Genomic DNA, 20,632 nt, shown 5'->3' on the forward strand with positions numbered 1-20,632 from the left:
TCAGTCGGGTAGCGTTTCGCTCGCTGCTCAAATCCAGCCATCCGGCCACGGCTCGCTCGGGTCCACATCCCGAGCTTGAATCACGCCACCGCCGCCGCTTCAACCCATTCTCAAACGGTCTCTAAGCCTGGAGGACACGCGATGAATAAACGATCTGCCGCGCCCGCACTGCCAAAACGATGCCCGCCAGTATCGAAAATTCCCGTCCCATCAGCCGCGGCCGGGTAAACCCCTGCATCAGTACCCGCAACTTCGGGTACCCGCGCCCTGCCACCGCGCCAAAACCCACGCAAATCCGCCATTTGCGGGTACTGCGGGTACTGCGGGTACTAAAACCGCAAATAGGAGGTGGCGGCCGGCCGGCGCGGCAAGCGGCACCTGCGGCGGCACCGCCCTTTATCTCTATTATCTAATATAGAAATCAGTACCCGCAGTACCCGCAGTACCCGCAAACCGAGGTTTTCCGCGGGTTTGCGGTGCGGGTACTCAGGCTGGGCAGTACCCGCAAATGGTGCGGGTACCCGCAGACCAAGGTCAGAACGGGTATTCTTCCGGCGGCTCGTCACCGGCTTGATCCGGCGTGCCGTTTGGCGACGCCGGTGTGCCGCGCGCTGGTGTCAGCCCAGCGTTCGCCGCCGCCATCTCGCCCGCGGCGTCGGGCACGGCCGTGCAGCTGATGGCGAACTTCCACATCTTGGAGTGGCTATCGCGCCGTTCCTCGACCCCGATGCCCAGCGCCCGCAGACCGTCCTTCTGGCGGGTCAGGCGGTCCTTGACCTGGTTGGCATGCGGCAGCTCGCCAGTGCCGCCCAGCGCGCCCAGCATGTCGCGCAGCGCGCTGGCTGACGCGTCGATCGGCTGGGCGCCGGGCCGCGCAAAATACTTGACCAGCCCGGCCACCAACGGGTCGCGCTGGGCGGCCTCGGCCTGGGTCGCGGCCTGCTCGTCGCGCAGCAGCTTGGCAAAGTCGCCAGGCCCAAGGCCAAGCTGTGCGCCGGCCGCCTCGATCCACTGCGCAAAGTCGGCCATGCGCGGCAGCTCCAGCGCGCCGGACTCGACGCGCGCCTCCACCGCGGCCTCGTTGCGCAGCGCGGTGGACACGCACAAGAACAAGAACCCCAGCATCTTGCCGGCGTCCACGTCGAACTCGCGCCACACCGCCTGCTCGGTCCGCCGGCGCTCGGCCCGCTCGACCGTGACGAGCATGGAGCGGCTGAGCAGATCGCTGCGCGAGCTTGGGGTGGAGATGCAGGTCACGACGATGGGCCGCACGACGTAGAACTGCTGCTCCTCGTCCATCGTGTTGTGCTTGCGGTACGACGATGCGCTGCCGGTGGACATGCGGCATAGCTGATCGGCCACTTCGGCACTAAAATGCGAGATGTTGTCCATGAACAGCACGCTGGCGCGGGCTGCCAGCACGTGCATGTTGCGCTCTTCGGACGCCTCGCCGAACCGTGCGGCCTTGCGGCTGCGCTTGGGCGGATCGGTCAGCGCCATGATCTTGTCGCCGAAGTTCGACTTTGCCGCGCCAGGCTCGCCGGTGGCGATTAGGATCGGGAAAGTATCCACGCGCTGATAGGGGCTGAGCATGAACGCGATGGCGCGCGTCAGGTCGTCCGCCGACACGTTGAAGTGCTTGCCGAATAGTGCAAGCGAGCCGCCGCGTGCCGGCACCGGCAGCGCACCGCGGCTACCTTCCACAAAGCGTACCGGCGCCGCGTCAACCATGCGCCAGCCCTCGCTCGTGTCGTCGATCTCCACGACCCGCCCGTCCTGCGGGTCCAGGTTGACGTACACTTTGCCGCCATGGCGCGCATAGCGGAGGTACACCGGGTGGCGCGCGCCGGACGCGTGCGCGCGCGCTTCCATCAGCGCGACGGCTGCGTTCAGCTGTTCCTTGGGCGCGACCTTGTTCACAGCTTCCTCGTGAAAGCGCAGCGCCAGCAGGTTGCGGTACCCGCTGCTGTCCAGCCGCGCCGTCACGCTGCGCGAGCTGCCGTCGGCGCGCTTTGCGGCATAGCTGACGTAGGTCAGGTCGTCGGTGCCGACGAAATGCTCGTCGCCGGCGTCCTGCGCTTGCTTGACGATGGTGATGGCGGGGTCCGCTTTGGACCCTTTGCTGGTGCCGCCCTCGCCCGCCCCCGCGTCGTCGTTCGTGCTGCCGCTCCCGCCCCCGCCGCTGCCGGGCGGCCGCTTCCAGCCATGTTCGCGCGCGATGGCGAAGAACGAGGCGACGGTCAGTTGCTTTTCGGGCGGCCGGTCGTCCTTGAAGGTGCGCCATTCCTTGGCGCAGTCGTCGTCGCCGTCGAACCCGTCTGCTTCACTGGATAGCTGCAGCCACAGCGGGAAGCCCGCGTCGCCATGCGACGCCTTGATGGCGATGCCAGCGCGGACCCATTCGGAGCGGTCGCCCAGGTCCAGCAGGTTGAGGCCGATCAGGTGGCGCAACATCGACTCGGTGTCGCGCACGTCGCTGCTGGCCTTGGCAGCGCCAGCCTTGGCGTCGCCGGGCGCGGTGATGGACGCGGGCAGCTTCTTCGACTCCGCCTTGGCCGGCACGTGCAGCTTGCGCGCTGCCTTCAAGGCTACGTCGAACTCGTCCAGGGTGTAGGGCGCGGCGTCCCGCACCTCGACCACGCGCGCCAGGAACGGCGCGTCCGGGTTCTTCTGGTGCAAGAACCCCGGCAGCCGCATGATGCGGGGCTTATCGTGGACCGACTTGTCGGAGCCGAACAGCTCGATCAGCTGCTGCTGCAGCAACGGGTGCAGGTTAATCGGCAGGCCGTCCACGCGCCAGTAATAGTGCCGCTTGCCGGGCGAGGTCTCCACCACCACGTGCGGCGGCAGCGCCAGCCGCTCCACGTTCTCGAGCGGTACCCCGTCAAAGTCGGCGAACAGGCAGGTGGCCGCGACGATGTTGTCCGCCTTCCAGCCGCTGCCGTCAGCCACGTTGATCTGGACGAAGATGCCATAGCCGGCGTCGTTAAGGCGGCGCAGCTGCTGCGCGTTGTCGGCGAACGACCCGGTCAGCTCCTGCGGGCCGAACTTCGGGTTCTTCTTCTTGTCCTTGGCGTCGATCAACGCGCGGAACAGGAACGGCTCCTGGCGGCCGATGCCGGCGAGGAAGCGGCGGGCTTCCTCGCTGACCTGGCGCGGCGCTTGCTCGGGCTGGTCGGTGGCGGGCATCGCTGGCCTCTATCCTTCCGCTTAGAACGCGATCTCGTCGCCCCAGCCGAGCGGCTCGGCCACCCATTCCAGCACGTCGGACTTGAGCCAGCCCACGCGGCGGCCGCCCGGCATCAGCGTCTTTGCCGCCGGAAAGCGGCCGGATTTCATGAGTCTGTAAATCGAGGCTTTACTGATGCTGGTCAGCGCCTGCACCTCCTTGAGGTCGATCACCGCGTCGGTGCCGGGCTGCGGCGGATTATGAATAGCCATCGTGTTGCTCCTAGTACTTCGCCGCTCCGGGGCGGCCCTAGGAGTAATATCGCATGGCTATAGTCACCTATAAAGGTGCAGATGGTCCGTTGGGAAAATGGTATTTTAATAAATCGTCCGGCACGATATAATCTTCTTCGCGTGGCTCGCCGTCACGCTCATTTATGAAGGTAACGTATTCCGTCATGTGACCCTTGATTTCAGCAAGGGTACCCTGAACCCCCGCGTTCTTGGTTGCTTTGACGACATATTCAGCTGCGCCAGACACGTGGAACTCGTCATCTTTAGTGCGACTGGCCTCGCCGGTCTTGCGCTGCGGACGTTGCACACGCCATCCGCCAGAAATAGGTTGGCCGTCGATCCATAGCTGGTGCATCGCCGCGCGCACCGCTGCGCGGAGCACCGGGTTCCGGGTTGCGGGACGCCCCCTGCCGCGTTTCGCCTCAACGGGCGCCTTAGTGGCGACCAGTCGAGCAAAATGGTCGACGGGGGCGAGCGCTTGGTCAAGAAACGCATCGGGCGCTAGGTCCTGTGGCACGACAAAGGTCCGCGCGGCCGCCGCCTCAACCGGATCGGCATAGGGCGGCTGCCGGCGCAACTTACGCAGCTTTATCGCAGCGTTGTGCATGATCCGCAGCTGCTCGGCCGCGGTTTCCTCGTCCTCGACGTAGGTCAGGCCCCCTTTCGGCCCGGTCACGTCGTCGAGGCTTTCGTCTACGCCCAGCTGCGCCCGGGCTGACGCAATGGCACGTTCCACCCTTTCCTTCAGCGACAATGGTCCTATCGCTGGCTCAGGCTGAGCCCAGCGCAAAAGCGCCAGCCAGGCAGCTGTGATTGCATCAGCGACCGGCCTCGTCTTGTTGAGGTGGTGTTTTGTACGAACGCGGCCGCGCTGAAAGATGAAATATTTCCGCACCCGTCGCCCCTACTTGATCACGCGCAGGTGCGCGCGCTTGGCTGCGTGCTCAGCTTCGGCTTCAGCTTCTACATGCGCGCGGCTATATTCCAGATACGCGGTCATACCGATGACGTCCTGCATGCCCTTAACATTGGCATGGATGTCCTCGACTTCTACCGTACCGGCAGCCGCCATCACGACGCGCGTTACGAAGTCCATCCCGGTGCCAGGCTCAGGCCAAAAGCCCTCGTCCGTTTGCACGAATTCGCCATCGGGATACTCGTCAAAGCACTCGCTCCAAAATTGGGCGGCGCTCGCCATCATGGCAACGATCAGCGGCTTGCGAGGCTCCACCGCATGATCGCGGACCTTTGCGTACCAATGAATGTTCATCGCGGCCGTCAGCACCTTTTTGGCTGCACGCAAATGCTCAAGCGTTGCATCGGGCAGCAGGCTGGCCAGCAATGGTAGCGACAACGCAATTTCACCACCCGCGATCGACCTGCGGAAATTAAACACCGCAACGCTATGGCCGGGGCCCTGGAACATCGAAATAACTTGCCGCCATTCCTCAGCGTCTTCGAAAAAGGCGCTGTCCGTCCCTTCGCTCGCAGGCGCACCCGGCCGCAGGGTTTCGATGAGCTCGCCAACGTCAGAGACGTACAAGTCGAAATGGGGCGCAATTTCCGCGGCGGCGTTCAACGACTCAGCGCTGCAGCGAATGCGCAGCTTTGCTTTCTTAGTCACGATATTATCCTTTGCTGATTTGCGCGCAGCCGCGCGCGACCGCTCACCGGGCGACGCTTCGCCTGACGGTGCCGGTCATTGATTGAAGTGATGGCGCGACCGCGGGGGGGCAGCCTTGCCATTGTCTTTGTTAGGCTTGCCGACTTGCCGTCAGCTGCAATGTACGCCCGGGCGTTCCGGTGCCGCTGCCGCTTCTGTCTCCAGCGTCCCCCCTCTCAGTCAGGAGGATCACGCGGACTCACCGACCGGATTGACTGAATCCCCGGCTGGTCAGGTTCCGCGCTTGACGCCTTCGTCATCTGCGACATCGCCGACATAGAAGGGCTGAAAACGGCAATCCATAGCCAGGAATAATCGGAATAAACTATACCTTCCCCAGGCCAGCATAATGGTCCGCAAGCCGCGCCAGCGCCTCGCCCTTCGCATCGAGATAGTTGAACCGGTCGTACACGGCGTCCAGCTGGTCTACGCTGTGACCGACGATGCGCCGCGCCACCTCCCACGGCACGCCCAGCTCCGACAGCTTCGAACGCGTGGTCCGTCTCAGATCGTGGATCGTGAACCCCTGCACGCCGCTCGCTTGGTCCAGCAGCGCCTTGGCCTTGCTGAACCCGGAAAAGGGCTTGGCGCCGCCCGTTGTTGTGAAGACATACCCGTCGTCATCGTCGCGGCGGGGCAGTTGAGCGAGTAGCGCCATTGCGGCGGGTGGCAGCGGCAGCACGTTGGCGCGGTTGCTCTTCGACCGCGCGGCGGGCAGCGTCCATATATTGCCTGACAGCTCGATCCAGCGCATCTGCGCCACCTCGTTGCGGCGAGCACCGGTCATCAACAGCATGCGCACAATATCGCCGAATGGCGCCGGCACCTTGTCGCAAGCTTGCAGCACGGCGGCTATCTCGCCGTCGTTGAGAATGCGATCGCGTTGCGTCGTGCGCACCGGGGGCCGCACATTGGCGCACGGGTTTGCCGTTAGCACGCCACGGTCCACAGCGAAGTTGTACATGGCGCGCAGCGCCTTCAACAAATTGACCGCGGCGTGCGGCTTGCCGGCGGCAACCAACGTATCCAGCACCGCCACCACGTCGGGCGCTTTGACTTTGGCGGCCTGCTTGCGCAGCAGCGGCTGCATCGCCGCTTGCTTGAGCGACGACGCCACGCTTTTCCATGTGCTCACGTTCGGCTTGAGATGCAGCTCTTCATATTGGCTGACGATCTCGCTCAGCGTGACGGGCTCCAGCGCCTGCCCACCCAGCTCGGCGGCCTTGCGCAGCAGGTCCATCGCTTCACGCCGGGCGTCGGCCAGGCCGATTATTGGATAGCGACCCAGCGTATGCCGCATCAGTCGGTGTGACCGAATAAGCACTGAGAACGTCTTCACGCCGTTGCACGTCACGCGCAGGTACAGCCCTGGGCAGATACAATCGGAATGCTCGGCTCGACCGCGTCGCGGCGGTGCGCAATTGCTGACCCATTTATCGGTGAATTTAAGCCTGGCCATCTCGGGTAACTTCTGGGGTAACGCGGGCGTGCGCTCCCTTGACGCTTACGGAAACTTACTGGCACCTGGCGGTGTGGACCAGTGACGCAAACCAAAAAATTTAGCGTTGCATATTGACGCCTGGCGAGTCGGTCGATTATACGCAGGGTGCTTCTAAGCCTGTGGTCGTTGGTTCGAATCCAACCGGGCGCGCCAGATACCGCCGACGGGGGTGCATATGGCCAGGCTCGTATTCGGGATGAACCAGTCGCTCGACGGCTATGTCGATCATATGAAGTTCGCGCCCGACGCGACGCTGTTCCGGCACTTCGTCGCGGAAGCGCAGGGGCAGACGGGCAGCCTTTATGGCCGAAAAATCTATGAGATCATGCGCTATTGGGACGAGGATCAGTCCGAATGGGGTGCCGACGAGCGCGCCTTCGCCACGGCGTGGCGGCGTCAGCCGAAATGGGTCGTGTCGCGATCGGCGAGTCCGGTTGGTCCCAACGCCACGCTGCTCGAGGGCGATCTCGAGGCGGCGATCCGCGAGTTGAAGGCTACGCGTGATGGCGAGATCGAAGTGGCCGGCCCTGATCTGGCGCGCAGCCTGACCGAGCGCGGCCTGATCGACGAGTACCGCATCTATCTGCACCCGGTCGTGCTCGGCGACGGCACGCCCTATTTCGCCGGACCGCAGCCGCCGCTGCGGCTGGCGAGCCACGACCGGATCGGCGAGGACGTGATCCGGTTGAGCTACGTCCCGGCCTGATTCCAGCAGCTGACCTCGATCGCGTCGCGGTCGATCGCCTTGCCCTCGCGGTGCGTGACGATCGCCGTGCGCCGTTCGCCGCCTGCCAGGTCGAAATGGCTGTCGCTGAAGCGCAGCGCCGGATCGTCCGAGCGCAGCCGCACGGCCAGCGCGTAGCGTTCCGCGGTGACCGTGACGTGCTGCCCATCGTCCGCCTCGGCAAAGCTCACGCTCAATGCGGGATCGGGATCGAGCGCCAGATCCTTGACTGCCGCCAGCAGCAGCCGGTTGGCCGGGAAGCCGCCCGCCGCGCTGCGCACGGTCAGTATGCAGTCGGCGGCGTCGGCGACCGTGCCGCGCCATACGCATTCGCTGCGGTTGGCAGCGACGTCCAGCGTCACCCGCTCGCGCCATTCCGCGCCGCCCGCCAGCCGCGCCAGCTCGACCGTCGCGACGTCGCGCAGCGGGGCGAGCGTGTCATTGGTGATCCACAATTCCACGGCGTCACCCTCGCGCCGGAACGACGCCAGCACCGGCGCGAAGGCGCGTGCGGTCGCATGCCAGCTCGGCTTGGCGACGCCGTCATAGTCGACCAGGCTCCAGCTCACGCACGGCCAGCAATCATTGTGCTGCCAGATCAGTGCGCCCGAACAATGCGGCTTGCGGCGGCGGTAATGTTCGATGCCGAACTTCAGTCCCTCGGCCTGCGCGAGCTGGGTGAAATCGACCCATTGCTCGAGGCTCGCGGGCAGACCGGTGACGGGGATCATCATCGCTGTCGCCTTGTCGGCCTCGTCCTTGATCCGCTCGACAAAGCCTGTGTTGCCCAGCGTCAAATCCTCCGCCGCCATCCAGCGCCGCAGCGTGCCGATATCGGCCGCGCCCTGAAGTCCGAACTCGCTGACGAAGCGCGCCATGTCCTCGGCATAGCGGGTGAAGGTGACGCCCTCCGGCGCGGTCTCGAACGCGCCGACGGCATCCTTGTCGGGCACCAGCGGGATGCCGTGCCACACCGTCCAATTGTGCACGTCGCCCCCGCGCATGCTGTTGGGCGAGGGACCACCCCACGGGCTGCCCGGCCAATAGGGCGTTTCGGGATCGAGCCGCGCCAACACGTCGGGGATCAGCTCGTCATAATAAGCGAGGCCCGCGAGCGGCGTCGCCTTGCCGTCCTTCAAATCGGTGAAGAACTGCATCGCCTGATTTTCGTTGTTGCCGCACCAGAGCGCGAGGCACGCATGATGCCGCAGCCGCGTCACCTGCTCGGTAACCTCGGCGCGGATGTTCTCGACAAAGGCGGGATCGTCGTCGGGATAGGGTGCGCAGGCGAACATGAAGTCCTGCCACACCAGCAGGCCGAGCCGGTCGCACTCGTCATAGAAGATGTCGGGCTCGTAGAGGCCGCCGCCCCACACGCGGATCATGTTCATGTTCGCGCCCACCGCAAGCTCGAGCAGGTCGAGATAGCTTGCGTCGGGGATCGCGCCGACGAACGAGCTCGCCGGTACCCAGCACGCGCCCTTGGCGAAGATCGGCACGCCGTTGAGCATGAAGCGGAAGAAGGTCGTGCCCGGCTCGTCCGGATCGGGCGACTGGTCGATCGCGATCGTGCGGATGCCGACCCGGCGGCTATAATCGGGTGCACCCGTGACTTGCACGACGAGCGTGTAGAGCGGCTGCGCGCCAAGATCGGCGGTCCACCAGAGTTGCGGATCGGGGACAGTCAGCTCGATGGTGCGGCCTACCAACACGCCCCGTGCCACGGTCACGCCTTCAGGATCGAGCAGCTCGATCGATGCATCGGCCGGTTCGGACAGCTCGACATCGACCCGCACCCGGGCCGCGTCCGGCGCGATCGCCAGCGTCGAGAAGTTGACGCTGCGCACAACCGCACCGGTCCGCCGCTCCACCCGCACCGGTTGCCAGATGCCCACGGTCGGCAGGTCGGGTCCCCAGTCCCAGCCCCAGCCGAACTGCGCTTTGCGCATCGCGGTGCGGCGCGAGCGGCTGACGCGGTCGGCGAAGACGGGCCAGGTCGGCAACGGCGCGTCGCCGGTCATCAGCGCTGTCGGGTGGAAGCGGACCGCGATGTCGTGCCGTCCCGCCGCGACCCCGCCCAGATCGAACCGCCAGCTGCGAAACATGTTGTCCGCGCTGCCGATCAGCTCGCCGTCGATAAAGATGTCGGCGAAGGTGTCGAGCCCGTCGAACACCAGCTCGACCGTCTCGCCCGGTTGCGCGGGCGCCAGTTCGACCACCGCATGCCACCACCATTCCCGTTCGCGCACCCACGCAGCCGCCGCCTCGTTGCGCGACGCATAGGGGTGTGCCAGCCGTCCCACGGCGATCAGCGCGAGATAGGTGTCGCCCGGTGCGCTCGCCGCGATCCAGCCGTCGCCCGCGCCCGACATTGCCTCCGCCGCATCTTCTCCGGGCGCAAAGTCCCGTATCCGCCAATCAGTAATGATCTCGGTCATGGTTCCAGCCTTGATGAAAACGTCAGATCAGTCGGGGGTCAGCCCGGATCGCCGGCCGCCCGGCCCGCGGCGCGGTCGCGGCAAATGCCCTCGAAGCCGAACGCCAGGAAGCGCGCCATGCGGGCCTTCACCGCCTCGAAATCCTCGGACTTGCACAGCCCGCCGGAGAGCTGGTCGATCCGCCCGGTGCGCGCCAGCGTCATGATCAGCGCGCCGGTGCCGAAGTGATAGCCCCAGAAGATATCCTCCTCGGGGCAATCGGGCAGCGCCTGTTTGAGCAGATCGATCAGCCGCAGCACGACCGGGTCGAAATGCTTGTCGAACATTTCGGCGCCCCATTTCGGCGCCATCGCCACCTGCGCGCCCAGCGTCGCGAAATTGCGCCAGCCCTCGCCGCCCTGGATGTAGAGGTCGAGATCGGTGTCGAGGAACGCGCGCAACGCCCCCTCGACCGTCGGCTTGCCGCCGCATGCCTCGTCATAGCGATCGAGCGCCGCCATGCGCAGCTGCGCGGTCACCTCCGCGCGGCGTGCGAACACCGCGTCGAACAGCGCCTTCTTGTCGTCGAAATAATAGTGCAGCAGCGAGGTGTGGACATTGGCCTGCTTGCCGACGTCCTTGAGCGTCACGCCGTACAGGCCGTGCAGCGAGAAGAGATATTCCGCCGCGTCGAGGATGATCTCGAGCGTCTCGGCGCGCTGTTGCGCCTTGGTGCGCCGTTTTGGTTTGGCGTCAGTCGTCATCGTCGCTCCATCGGCCGCCCGGGTGTCGTCAACCGTTGCGGACGGAATATACCCCGCATGATCCATGACTTTTGTCGATCTTCGCTGCCGATGCCAACAGTTATGCTCGATCGGTTCCACGGGGACGGGCTCGCGCCCATTGCCGGGGTCCCCCTTTTAGAACGAGCGGCTGACGCGCAGGCCGTACTGGCGCGGCGCCCCGGCCAGCCGGCGTGCGCCGTTGATCGCGCCGACATAATGCTGGTCGGTCAGGTTGGTACCATAGGCCGCGATCGACCAGTCGCCGGCGGTCAGCGTCAGCTGGGCATTGAGGATATCGCGCGCTTGGATACGATCGCCGCGCGCCGCATCCTGGAACAAGGTCGCCCACACCGCGCCGATATGCGCATAATCGACCCGCGGCGTCAGCGTCATGTCGCCGCCGAGCGGGATGGCATATTGCACGCCGCCGCTGAAGGTGAATTTGGGCGCATAATTCTGCTCGCGCCCGCCCAGATTGATGCAGCGCGCCGTCGCGGGACCGGTCGCCGCATTGCAGGCCGCAGGCGGCGGGCCCGGGCGTGGATCGATGGCGTAGAAGGTCGCGAGCTCGGAATCCGACACCGACATCGACATATCGAACGACAGGGCGTCGAAATTGCCCTGCGCCGACGCTTCGAGGCCATAGAGCTTGGTCTCGCCGGGCACGTTGTAGAGCGACGAGAGGCCGGGCGAGCGCGGGTCGATGATGTTGACCTGGAAGTTCTTGTACAGATTGTAATAGCCGCCGATCTGCGTGCGCAGGCGGCCGCCCATGAATGTGCCCTTCCAGCCCAGTTCGAAGTCGGTGACGTCCTCCGCCCCGAACGCCAGCGGCGCGAGCCCGGCGAGGTTCGGGCCGTTGAGACCGCCCGCCTTCGAGCCGGTCGCGACGAAGGCATAGATGAAGTTGCTGGCGTCGAGCGTCCAGTTCACCGCGACCTTGCCGTTGATCTTCTCGTCGACGGCCTTGTCCTTCTGGACCAGCGAGACGAGCGGCGTCGCGAGGCCGGTGATATAGGCGCGGGCGACCGCGTCGTTGGCGGAGGTGGTGCGCGACCAGCGCGCGCCGGCGGTGACCTGCAGGCCGTCGGTCAGCTCATAGCCGATCTGGCCGAACACCGCGGTCGCGCTCTTGGGGTTGGTGCCGACGATCTCGATGTCCAGCACCGTCGGAATGACGTTGGGCGACAGGTCGGAGAAATAGCCGCCATTGGCCGGGATGAAGATCTTGTCATGCTGGTAATAGCCGCCGAGCACCCAGGTGAACGGGCCGGTGTCGGGCGAGACGATGTTGAATTCCTGCGACCAGATTTCCTCGCTGATATTGTCGCGGAAATAATTGGCGGGTGCGGCCGCGGTGCCCGTGTTGGCGGTGCCGTCGCCGTCGAAATTGACCTGCGTCGTGCCGCGCTGGAAGCCGCTGATCGAGCGGAAGACCACGCCGCCGCCAGTGGTGTAGGCCATGTTGAGGACGATGCGGCCGAATTCGTCACGACCGTTGAGGAAGGTGTTGTTGGCGACGACCAGCGGATCGCTGGTGTTCGGGATCGGCGCGGCGGCGGTGCCGATGTTCGAGGCGCTGGCCGGGATGCCGCCATATTCGATATTGTTATAGTCGCCCTTGAGCAGCACGCGGAAATTGGCGCTCGGCTCCCACAACAGGCTGACGCGGCCGCTATAGTCGCGGCGGTTGCCGGGGTTGCCGGTCCAGGGGCCGGTCACGGTGTAGAACGTGTCGCGGCGCTCCATGTTGCCGGCGAAGCGCACCGCCAGCGTGCTGCTGATCGGCAGGTTGACTGCGCCCTGCAGCTTGAGGTGCTCGTAATTGCCATATTGCGCCAGGGCATAGCCGTTGACGCTGCCGACATCGGGGTTCTTCTCGGTGATGAAGATCGCGCCGCCGGTCGCGTTGCCGCCGGCGAACGTGCCCTGCGGCCCGCGCAGCACTTCGACGCTGGCGATGTCGTAATAGGGCTCGGTCTGGAAATAGCCGGGCAGGGTGGCGACGCCGTCGCGATAGGTGACGACGCCGACGCCGATCGCGCTGGTTTGCTCGGTCTTGCCGATGCCGCGAATGTTGAAGGCGTTGCCCTGGCCGGTGGTGTTGACCGTCAGCGACGGGCTGGCGAACTGCAGCTGCTCGACGCCGTTGACGCTCTTGCGCACCAGATCCTCGCCGTTGAGCACGGTGGCGGCGACGCCGGTGCGCTGCAGGCTGGTCGAGCGGCGCTCGGCGGTGACGACGATCTCGTCGCTGCCCGGCGCGGCTTCGGACGGCTTCGCGTCGCGCGCGGCATCGGTCGGGTCGGTGGTCTGCGCGGTGGCGGCCAGCGGCGCCATCAGTGCGGCAGCCGAAATCGAAGCCCAGAAAATCGCCCTCATCAAACCCTCTCCATGATCTGCCGCACTCTCTTGGATGCGTGCACGAAAGATACTGATTCTTAAATCAACGTCAACATTCATTCACACGTAAATCAAGATTATTGTGCGATCTCGTTCCCGAAGCGCTTGCGCAGCGCCGGCTTGTCGATCTTGCCGGTCGTCGCGAGCGGCATGGCTTCGACTCGCTCGATCGACTCCGGCATCCACCAGCGCGGAATCCGGCCGTTGAGCGCGGCGCGGATGGCGTCGTCGGACACCGACGCACCGGCGCCTGTCTCGATCACGACCACCGGCCGCTCGTGCCATTTGGGATGCGCGCGGCCGATCACCGCGACTAGCGCCACGCCGGGCAGCGCGCCGATAAGCGCTTCGATCTCGCCCGGGTTGATCCACTCGCCGCCCGACTTGATCAGATCCTTGGCGCGGCCGGTGATGGCGAGGTTGCCGGCGTCGTCGATCACGGCGAGGTCGCCGGTATCGAACCAGCCCTGTGCGTCGGTCGCGGGTTCCTCCTGCCCGAAATAGCGGTGCACCGTGCTCGACCCGCGCACTTGCAGATGCCCTTCGACGCCGCGCTGCTCCCCGAGCTCGTGGCCTTGCGCATCGACCAGCCGCAGGTCGACGCCGACCGGCGGGCGGCCTGCCGTGCTGGCGCGGCCTGCCGAGCCCGGCGGGGTCACGGTGCCGAGCGGCGACAATTCGGTCATCCCCCAGCTGGTCTGCGCGCGCACGCCGAGCCGCGCCTCGATCCGGTCGATCAGCGCCTGCGGCACGCCCGATCCACCGAGCAGCACGCGCTGCAACGAGGGCAAGGTCTCGCCGGTGGCTTCGAGATGCTCGATCAGCCCGAGCCATACCGTCGGCACGCCGACCGCCAGCGTCACGCCTTCGCTACGGATGATCTCGGCAAGGCTCGCGCCGTCGCTGTGATGGCCGGTGAACACCAATTTCGCGCCCGCCGCAGGGGCGGCAAGCGGCAGCCCCCAGCCATTAGCGTGGAACATCGGTACCGCCGCCAGGATCACGTCGCGCGCATTGATCCCCATCACGTCGCTCTGCAGCAGGTTGAGCGTGACGAGATAATTGCAGCGGTGGGTGTACGGCACGCCCTTGGGTGCGCCGGTGGTGCCGGAGGTGAAGCACAAGGCCGCCTCGGCCGCTTCGGCAAAGCCGCCCCATTCGGTCGGCCGCCCATGTTGTGCGAGCAACTGCGCCAGCGTCCACACCGGCACCTTACCGCAATCGGGATGCGGCGCGTCGGCGCCCGGCTCGTCGAGAATCACGACATGCTCGATGCACGAGCAAAGCTCGACGAGTTGCTCTGCAGCTGCCGCCTGATCCGGGCTCACCGCGATCAGCCGGTCGTTCGCCTGCCGCACCATCTCGGCGACCTGCCGCACGTCCAGCCGCGGGTTGAGCGTGTGGCAGCTCACCCCGATGCCGAACGCGGCATACCACATCTCCATATGGCTCTGGCTGTTCCACGCCAGCGTCGCGACCCGGTCGCTTGGGCCGATACCGAGTGCGAGCAGTGCGCCCGACAGGCGATTGGCGCGCTCGCGCAACGCGGGATAGCCGATCCGCTGCACCGCCACGCCCGCGCCGCCGCCAGTCACGACTTCGCCCGTCGGATGCCATTTCGCGGCATGGTCGATGAACTTGTCGAGCGTCAGCTCATAGGGCTGCAAGGCGCGCGCGCCGTGCCCGAGCGGCGGCGCAGCCTCGCGCATCGCGTCCACTCGTACCTGCCCCTCCTGCATGCCCATACGCTCCGATGTGGCTGATTTATGCCCTGAAAAGACACTCGCCCGGCATCGCTGTCAATATTAATTTATTTTCTAGTGAAATTGTTTGAGGCTTGTTATGCAGCCGCCACGACGCCGGAAAACACGGCGCGGGCAGGAGAGTGCGGATGCGGGCGGACCAGCCATCCAAGGGCACGGGCAGCGGCGGCTTTGCGATGCTTTTCGCGCTGGCGATCGCCGGGTGCGACTCGGGCGACAGCGGCGCCAACGGCACGATCGTCGCGCCCGCCGCGACCCCGGCGGCAGCGCCCGCTCCCCTTCGCGCCGCGCCCGGCAACACGATCGGCGCCGACCGGATCGAGCGAGTCGTCATCCAGCCGCCCCCTGCCAATCCCACCCCAGCCGCGACGATGCGCCCACGCAAGGCCTTCGCCGACCCGCCGCTGCCGCCCGAGCTTCAGGATGATGGCGGCCTGATGCCGCTGCCACCGCCGCCAAGGAAATAACAACGGAGAGAGGAGAAACTGAAATGAAGGCACGTCTTTCGCGGTTCGCTCGAGGCCTGGCAGCGCTGCTGCCCGCCATGCTCGGCTTCCTGTTCTGGAGCGCTCCCGCTGCGGCGGCGCCCTGCCAGATCAATTGCCTCACCCCCGGCGACTATTCGATCACCACGCTGCATGGCGGTCTGCTGCGCAACTATCTGGTGCATGTCCCCGCCAGCTATGACGGGTCGCGCGCGGTGCCGCTGCTGCTCGACTATCACGGCTTCAGCAAGGACGCGGCGAACGAGCGGCAATGGTCGGGGCAGCTCGCCGAATCCGACAAGCGCGGCTTCATCGCGGTGTGGCCCAACGGGCTCGTTCTGTCGTGGAATGCCTATGGCTGCTGCTTCCTCGACAATGCGCTCAACATCGACGACGTGTCCTTCTCGCGCGCGGTGATCGCTGCGATGAAAGGCCGCGCGAACATCGACGCGAACCGCGTGTTCGTCACCGGCATCTCGAATGGCGGCGGGATGGCGCAGCGCATGGCGTGCGAGGCGGCCGATGTGGTCCGCGCCGCGGTGTCGGTGTCCTATCCGCTCAACCGCGAGAACTGCACCCCGGCCAAGCCGATCAGCGTGTGGGAGATCGCCGGCACCGCCGACGAGACGATCGGCTATTATGGCGGCACGCCGCCGCTGCCGTTGCTGCCCAATAACCTGCTCGGCGTCCCGCTCGGCGTGCAGGGTGCGCGCGAGAGCCTGGCGGCGTGGAAGCGCATCCTCGGCTGCAGCGATACGCTGCATCGCGAGCAGCTGCCCGACGGCACGCGCTATGCGGGATCGCGGTTCGAGGAATATCGCGGCTGCGGCGGCGTCCGCACCGGCCTCGTCACGATCGTGAATGGCGAGCATGTGCTCTACAACGGCTATACCGAGCTTGGCAGCGATCCCGACAAGGCGCCGATCGACGTTGCCCCATTCATTTGGGACCGTTTCTTCACCATGTGACCCGCGCGCTGCCGGGCGGGTCACCGTCCGGCAGCGGCAAGCAAAGGAATGACCGTGCTTGTACCCCCTGACGCCGACCTGCCCGCGCCATCGGCCATCGATCGGCCGACGCGCTGGGGCGTGATCTGGCTGCTGACGCTGACGCTGTTCTCGGCGCTCACCGTCGGTGGTCTGCTCAGCCCGCTGCTCGAGGCGGTAAAGGCCGATCTCAAGCTCAGCGACTGGGATCTTGGGCTGCTCGCGGGCATGGCGACGCTGATCCCAACGGCGTTGCTGTCGATCCCGCTCGCCTGGTATGTCGATCACGGCACGCGTGTGCGCCTGCTCAAGGTGCTCGCCTCGCTCTGGGCGATCGGCACCATCGCGACCGCCTTCGTCAACGACTTTACCGGGCTGTTCGCCGCGCGGCTGATCGCGGGCATCGGCAGCGGCTGCGTGTTCCCCGTGCTGATCTCGATTCTCTCCGACAGCTGCATGCCGCAGCGCCGCGGGCGCACCATGCTGCTCGTGTCGATCGGCGCATGGGGCGGCGTCGCCGCGGCGTTCGCGATCGGCGGATCGCTGTTCGGCTATATCGCCAAGCATCCCGGCGCTGGCCTGCTGGGGCTTGCGCCGTGGCGCGAAGTCCATTTGCTCGTCGGCATCGGCGCGGCGCTGCTGGTCCTGCCGCTGTTCCTGCTGCGCGAGCCGGCGCGATACGAAGTCGAGCGCACCGGTGTGTCGGTCCGCGCCGCACTCGATGCGATCTGGCGGCGTAAGGCGTTTCTCGGCCCGCTGATGTTCGCTCAGCTCACCGGCGGCCTTGCCGAGGGCGCGGCGGCGGTGTGGATGGGCGCCGTGCTGATCCGCCAGTACGGCCAGTCCCCGGGCGATTTCGGGGCGTGGGTCGGGCTGGTCATTCTCGGCTCGGGGATCGTCGGCTCGGTGATCGGCGGCTTCGCGGCGGATGCGGGGACCAGGCTCAAGCTGCGCGGCGGCATCCTGCTGCCTGCGCTGATCGCCACGGCACTGACTATTCCGGCGGGCGCCTTCTCGATCATGCCGACCGTCACCGGCTTCGCCTGGGTACTGTTCGCGCTGCTGACCGGCGGCACGATCATCAATCTCGTCTGCTCGGCGGCGATCGCGACGCTGATCCCCAATGAGGATCGCGCGTTGACGTTGGCGGGGATGAAGATCGTCAGCACCGTTGTCGTCGCGGGAGTGGCGCCGCCGCTGATCGGCTGGATGACCAGCTTCAACAGCAGTCCGCGCGCGCTCGGCGAGGCGATCGCGGTGCTCGGCGTGGTGACAGGATTTGTCTCGCTGATCGGCTTCTGGCTGGCAATGCGCGGCGCGCCGCAGCCGGTTGCGTTCGATCCCGATGCCAAGGTGATCCCCGCCGCGGCGTGAACCGCGCGGCGCCTGCGCCTTCAGGGGTGCAGGTGCCGCTTCAGCCAGTTCTCGGCATCGCGGTTCGAGCGCAGCGACACGCCCGCGGTCGGATGCACGTTGAAGCCGTGGAACGCGCCCGGATAGACGTGCAGCTCGGTTGCTACGCCGGCGCGGATCAGCCGCCCGGCATAAGCGATGTCCTCGTCGACGAAGAGGTCGAGCGTGCCGGTCGAGACGAAGGCGGGAGGCAGGCCGGTAAGGTCCTCCGCGCGCGCCGCCGCGGCATAGGGCGACACCTCCGCGCCACCAGGCTCCGCGCCGAGATAGCAGCGCCAGCCGAACGCGTTGCTGCCGGCGTTCCAGATGAATTCCCCGGCATTCGGATGCGGCTCGCCGGTGCAGGTCCGGTCGTCGATCATCGGATAGATCAGCTGCTGAAAGGCCAGCGGATATTCACCGCGGTCGCGCGCCAGCAGCGCCAGCGCGGCGGCGAGTCCGCCACCCGCGCTCTCGCCGCGCACGCCGATCCGTGCCGAATCGATGCCGAGCTCGTCGGCGTTGGCATGAAGCCAGCCGAGCCCGGCATAGCAATCCTCGAGCGGCCCGGGGAATGGCGTCTCGGGCGCGAGGCGATAGTCGACGCTGGCGAGCACGCAGCCCAGCGCCTCGGCCAGCGGCCGGTGCAGCGGCTCCATCGACGCCGCCGCGCCGCCGACATAGCCGCCGCCATGAATGTGATAGAGGCACGGCAGCACCTCGCCTGCGCGGTCGGCCGGGCGATAGATCGTCAGCGGCACGTCCGGCGCGCCGTCGCGTCCGGGCACGAGCACCTCGCGCTTCTCGACGCGCTCGGGGTTCACGATCTCACCCAGCGGCAGGCGCCCCGGCGCGCGCACCAGCGGCAGCAGCTCGTCGGTCAGCGTGACTTGCGGCCACTGGTCGAGCAGGTCGAGCAGTTCAGGATCGACGAGATGGCGCGTACCGGTCATGCCTTGCCGTATAGCGTCACCACGCACGCGCCGCCCAGCCCGAGATTGTGCTGCAGGCTGAACTTCATGCCTTCGACCTGGCGCGCGTCGGCCGTGCCGCGCAGCTGGTTCGTCAGCTCATAGCATTGCGCGAGGCCGGTCGCGCCGAGCGGATGCCCCTTGGACAGCAGCCCGCCCGACGGATTGGTGACGTGATCGCCGCCATAGCTGTTGCGGCCGTCGCGGATATAGGCTTCCGCGCCGCCCTCGGGGCATAGGCCGAGCGCTTCGTAACTGATCAGCTCGTTGGCGGTGAAGCAGTCGTGCAGCTCGACCGCCTGAATGTCGTCCGGACCGACCCCGGCCTGCGCGTACACCGATCGCGCCGCCTCGCGCGTCATCTCATAGCCGACCACGCTCATCATCGATCCGCCGTCGAAGGTCGCGGCATAGTCGGTGGTCATCGCCTGCGCGGCGATCTCGACGTCCGCGCGCAAGCCATGCTTCGCGGCGAAGCCTGGGGATACCAACACCGCCGCTGCCGCGCCGCAGGTCGGCGGGCATGCCTGAAAGCGGGTGAGGGGGCCGTAGAGATGTTTCGACTCCATCACCTCGTCGAGCGTGATCGGCGCACGCAGCAGCGCAAGCGGGTTGTTCGCCGCATGCCGCCGCGCCTTGACCGAGATCATCCCGAAGACCTCGTCCGAAGTCCCGTAGCGCTGCTGATAGTCCAGCCCCGCGCCGCCGAACTGCTGCGCGACCAGGGGCGAGGCGTCATCCTGTCCGAGGATCGCTTCCTGCCGCGTCAGATGATGATCGAGCGTGCGCTTGCGATCGTTGAACACCGCGCCGAGCGCGCCGGGCAGCATCTGCTCGAACCCGAATGCGAGCACGCAATCGGCCGCGCCCGCCTCGATCATCTGCCGCGCGAGGTACAGCGCGGTCGAGCCGGTCGAGCAGTTGTTGTTGACGTTGACGATCGGGATGCCGGTGCAGCCGACGCGATAGGCGGCTGACTGGCCCGCGGTCGAATCGGCATAGACATAGCCGGCATAGGCTTGCTGGATCTGGTCGTAGCTCACCCCGGCATCGGCGAGCGCGAGCCAGATCGCCTTCTCGGCCATCACGTCCCAGTCTTCGCTCTGGCCGGGCTTGGCGAACGGGATCATGCCAACCCCGGCGATGCGCGCCTTGACCATCACCGCGTTCCCTTCGCGTCGACGTCCTCGATAAAATCGATGAATTCCCGGTTCGATTCCGCGTTGTACGCGACCAGATAATTATGCCCGGCGCCCGGATACTCGACATATTTGGCGTGGGGCAGGATCTCCGCCCATTCACGGCCCTTTTCGACCGGCACGGCCTTGTCCTCGTCGCCGTGCAGCGCCAGTGCCGGCATGGTGATCTTCGCCCGCGCGCGTTGGCGTGTCGTGGCATAGTTGGCGATCGCCATCGCCTGTTCGCGCACCCCGGCCATGGTGAAACGGTCCTTGCGCAGCACCGCGATGTCGCGCTCGGCCGCATCGCGCGGGGCATTGCTGCCATAGCCTTCCGGCTTCACCGTCAGCCGGAAGATCAGCTTCACCAGCCAGCGCGGGAATTTATAGACCAAGGCACGCCGCGCGGCGGCGGGATCGGTCTTCTCGGTCTTCAGCAGCGTGCAGCCGAGCGTCACCGACCGCGTCCGCTCGGGGTAAGCCATCGCGAACTCCGCCGCGATGCCGCCGCCCATCGACACGCCATAGACATGCGCCGAGGTCTCGCCCGCCGCTTCGAGCACCGCCAGCGCATCCGCGGCCATCTGTTCGACGGTGACGCCGCGGGTGGTGTCGCTCTGCCCGGTGCCGCGATTGTCGAAGCGGATCACGCGGTGCCGCTTGGCTAGCGCGGGGACAAGCGGATACCACATGGCCGAGCTGTACAGATGGCCCATGATCAGCAGCACCGGTGTGCCCGAGCCTTCGGCCTGCCAGTGAATGCGCGCGCCGTTGCTCTCGACGAATGGCATGACGGTCCTCTCCCCAGAGGTTTGTTGATGGCCGGATTGATCCACCGATCGTCCGTCCGTGTCAATCTTCATTCACAACTCAATTAATTACTATCGCGAAACGGCCAATCG

General features: G+C 66.3%; 16 protein-coding genes. 4 read left to right on the plus strand and 12 right to left on the minus strand.

Annotated elements, in window-relative coordinates; translation table 11 throughout:
• Nucleotides 1–534: 534 nt before the first annotated feature.
• From M9978_RS04720 to M9978_RS04740, 5 genes are all read right to left on the minus strand, one after another.
• Complete coding sequence (locus M9978_RS04720; RefSeq protein WP_254291822.1) at nucleotides 535–3,189, minus strand: AICE element replication initiation protein; 2,655 nt, start codon at nucleotides 3,187–3,189, stop codon at nucleotides 535–537.
• A 21-nt stretch (nucleotides 3,190–3,210) separates the two neighbouring features.
• A complete protein-coding gene (locus M9978_RS04725; protein ID WP_254291823.1) occupies nucleotides 3,211–3,441 on the minus strand; it encodes a helix-turn-helix transcriptional regulator in 231 nt (76 codons plus the stop codon).
• Nucleotides 3,442–3,508: 67 nt separating this feature from the next.
• Nucleotides 3,509–4,357 carry a hypothetical protein gene (locus M9978_RS04730; RefSeq protein WP_254291825.1) on the minus strand — a complete coding sequence of 283 codons (849 nt, stop codon included), beginning with the start codon at nucleotides 4,355–4,357 and terminating at the stop codon, nucleotides 3,509–3,511.
• Nucleotides 4,358–4,366: 9 nt separating this feature from the next.
• Nucleotides 4,367–5,086, minus strand: coding sequence for a hypothetical protein (locus tag M9978_RS04735; protein WP_254291827.1), 720 nt, complete (start codon nucleotides 5,084–5,086; stop codon nucleotides 4,367–4,369).
• A 364-nt stretch (nucleotides 5,087–5,450) separates the two neighbouring features.
• Entirely contained in the window at nucleotides 5,451–6,584 is a 1,134-nt protein-coding gene (locus tag M9978_RS04740) for a tyrosine-type recombinase/integrase (RefSeq protein ID WP_254291829.1), read from the minus strand.
• Between the two features lie 217 nt (nucleotides 6,585–6,801).
• On the opposite strand from M9978_RS04740, the gene M9978_RS04745 reads away from it, so the two are divergent.
• Nucleotides 6,802–7,332, plus strand: coding sequence for a dihydrofolate reductase family protein (locus M9978_RS04745; RefSeq protein ID WP_254291831.1), 531 nt, complete (start codon nucleotides 6,802–6,804; stop codon nucleotides 7,330–7,332).
• Here M9978_RS04745 and M9978_RS04750 read toward each other — a convergent pair.
• The 4 genes from M9978_RS04750 to M9978_RS04765 all read right to left on the minus strand — a co-directional run bounded on the left by M9978_RS04750 (nucleotide 7,317) and on the right by M9978_RS04765 (nucleotide 14,694).
• The gene (locus tag M9978_RS04750) at nucleotides 7,317–9,788 is read right to left on the minus strand and encodes a beta-mannosidase (protein ID WP_254291832.1); all 2,472 of its coding nucleotides are present in this window, start codon (nucleotides 9,786–9,788) and stop codon (nucleotides 7,317–7,319) included. The two genes, M9978_RS04745 and M9978_RS04750, sit on opposite strands and share 16 nt — an antisense overlap.
• Before the next feature lie 38 nt (nucleotides 9,789–9,826).
• Nucleotides 9,827–10,531 carry a TetR/AcrR family transcriptional regulator gene (locus M9978_RS04755; protein WP_254291833.1) on the minus strand — a complete coding sequence of 235 codons (705 nt, stop codon included), beginning with the start codon at nucleotides 10,529–10,531 and terminating at the stop codon, nucleotides 9,827–9,829.
• A gap of 156 nt (nucleotides 10,532–10,687) precedes the next feature.
• Nucleotides 10,688–12,934: a TonB-dependent receptor gene (locus M9978_RS04760; RefSeq protein WP_254291834.1), complete on the minus strand. Its 2,247-nt coding sequence runs from the start codon at nucleotides 12,932–12,934 to the stop codon at nucleotides 10,688–10,690.
• A gap of 98 nt (nucleotides 12,935–13,032) precedes the next feature.
• A complete protein-coding gene (locus M9978_RS04765; RefSeq protein ID WP_254291835.1) occupies nucleotides 13,033–14,694 on the minus strand; it encodes an AMP-binding protein in 1,662 nt (553 codons plus the stop codon).
• A gap of 152 nt (nucleotides 14,695–14,846) precedes the next feature.
• On the opposite strand from M9978_RS04765, the gene M9978_RS04770 reads away from it, so the two are divergent.
• Genes M9978_RS04770 through M9978_RS04780 form a run of 3 tightly spaced genes read left to right on the plus strand, consistent with a single transcriptional unit; the run spans nucleotide 14,847 to nucleotide 17,563 of the window.
• Nucleotides 14,847–15,185, plus strand: a complete 339-nt coding sequence (locus M9978_RS04770) for a hypothetical protein (RefSeq protein ID WP_254291836.1) — start codon at nucleotides 14,847–14,849, stop codon at nucleotides 15,183–15,185.
• A gap of 23 nt (nucleotides 15,186–15,208) precedes the next feature.
• Nucleotides 15,209–16,171 carry a CE1 family esterase gene (locus M9978_RS04775; RefSeq protein ID WP_254291837.1) on the plus strand — a complete coding sequence of 321 codons (963 nt, stop codon included), beginning with the start codon at nucleotides 15,209–15,211 and terminating at the stop codon, nucleotides 16,169–16,171.
• Between the two features lie 54 nt (nucleotides 16,172–16,225).
• Entirely contained in the window at nucleotides 16,226–17,563 is a 1,338-nt protein-coding gene (locus M9978_RS04780; protein WP_254291838.1) for an MFS transporter, read from the plus strand.
• Nucleotides 17,564–17,583: 20 nt separating this feature from the next.
• Here M9978_RS04780 and M9978_RS04785 read toward each other — a convergent pair whose 3' ends face one another.
• Genes M9978_RS04785 through M9978_RS04795 form a run of 3 tightly spaced genes read right to left on the minus strand, consistent with a single transcriptional unit; the run spans nucleotide 17,584 to nucleotide 20,521 of the window.
• Nucleotides 17,584–18,534: an alpha/beta hydrolase gene (locus M9978_RS04785; protein ID WP_254291839.1), complete on the minus strand. Its 951-nt coding sequence runs from the start codon at nucleotides 18,532–18,534 to the stop codon at nucleotides 17,584–17,586.
• On the minus strand, nucleotides 18,531–19,712 hold the full coding sequence (locus tag M9978_RS04790; RefSeq protein ID WP_254291840.1) for a lipid-transfer protein: 1,182 nt from the start codon (nucleotides 19,710–19,712) through the stop codon (nucleotides 18,531–18,533). Before M9978_RS04790 ends, M9978_RS04785 begins: the two co-directional genes overlap by 4 nt.
• Nucleotides 19,712–20,521, minus strand: a complete 810-nt coding sequence (locus M9978_RS04795) for an alpha/beta fold hydrolase (RefSeq protein WP_254291841.1) — start codon at nucleotides 20,519–20,521, stop codon at nucleotides 19,712–19,714. Before M9978_RS04795 ends, M9978_RS04790 begins: the two co-directional genes overlap by 1 nt.
• Nucleotides 20,522–20,632: the final 111 nt, after the last annotated feature.

Source organism: Sphingomonas tagetis (assembly GCF_024211275.1).
Lineage (GTDB): Bacteria > Pseudomonadota > Alphaproteobacteria > Sphingomonadales > Sphingomonadaceae > Sphingomonas > Sphingomonas tagetis.

What these genes read in the sequence shown, in the direction of transcription:
- M9978_RS04760 (WP_254291834.1), bottom strand. Translation starts at nt 12,934, where the DNA reads ATGAGGGCGATTTTCTGGGCTTCGATTTCGGCTGCCGCACTGATGGCG.
- M9978_RS04765 (WP_254291835.1), bottom strand. Translation starts at nt 14,694, where the DNA reads ATGCAGGAGGGGCAGGTACGAGTGGACGCGATGCGCGAGGCTGCGCCG.
- M9978_RS04725 (WP_254291823.1), bottom strand. Translation starts at nt 3,441, where the DNA reads ATGGCTATTCATAATCCGCCGCAGCCCGGCACCGACGCGGTGATCGAC.
- M9978_RS04720 (WP_254291822.1), bottom strand. Translation starts at nt 3,189, where the DNA reads ATGCCCGCCACCGACCAGCCCGAGCAAGCGCCGCGCCAGGTCAGCGAG.
- M9978_RS04775 (WP_254291837.1), top strand. Translation starts at nt 15,209, where the DNA reads ATGAAGGCACGTCTTTCGCGGTTCGCTCGAGGCCTGGCAGCGCTGCTG.
- M9978_RS04745 (WP_254291831.1), top strand. Translation starts at nt 6,802, where the DNA reads ATGGCCAGGCTCGTATTCGGGATGAACCAGTCGCTCGACGGCTATGTC.
- M9978_RS04740 (WP_254291829.1), bottom strand. Translation starts at nt 6,584, where the DNA reads ATGGCCAGGCTTAAATTCACCGATAAATGGGTCAGCAATTGCGCACCG.
- M9978_RS04785 (WP_254291839.1), bottom strand. Translation starts at nt 18,534, where the DNA reads ATGACCGGTACGCGCCATCTCGTCGATCCTGAACTGCTCGACCTGCTC.
- M9978_RS04770 (WP_254291836.1), top strand. Translation starts at nt 14,847, where the DNA reads ATGCGGGCGGACCAGCCATCCAAGGGCACGGGCAGCGGCGGCTTTGCG.
- M9978_RS04790 (WP_254291840.1), bottom strand. Translation starts at nt 19,712, where the DNA reads ATGGTCAAGGCGCGCATCGCCGGGGTTGGCATGATCCCGTTCGCCAAG.
- M9978_RS04750 (WP_254291832.1), bottom strand. Translation starts at nt 9,788, where the DNA reads ATGACCGAGATCATTACTGATTGGCGGATACGGGACTTTGCGCCCGGA.
- M9978_RS04795 (WP_254291841.1), bottom strand. Translation starts at nt 20,521, where the DNA reads ATGCCATTCGTCGAGAGCAACGGCGCGCGCATTCACTGGCAGGCCGAA.
- M9978_RS04755 (WP_254291833.1), bottom strand. Translation starts at nt 10,531, where the DNA reads ATGACGACTGACGCCAAACCAAAACGGCGCACCAAGGCGCAACAGCGC.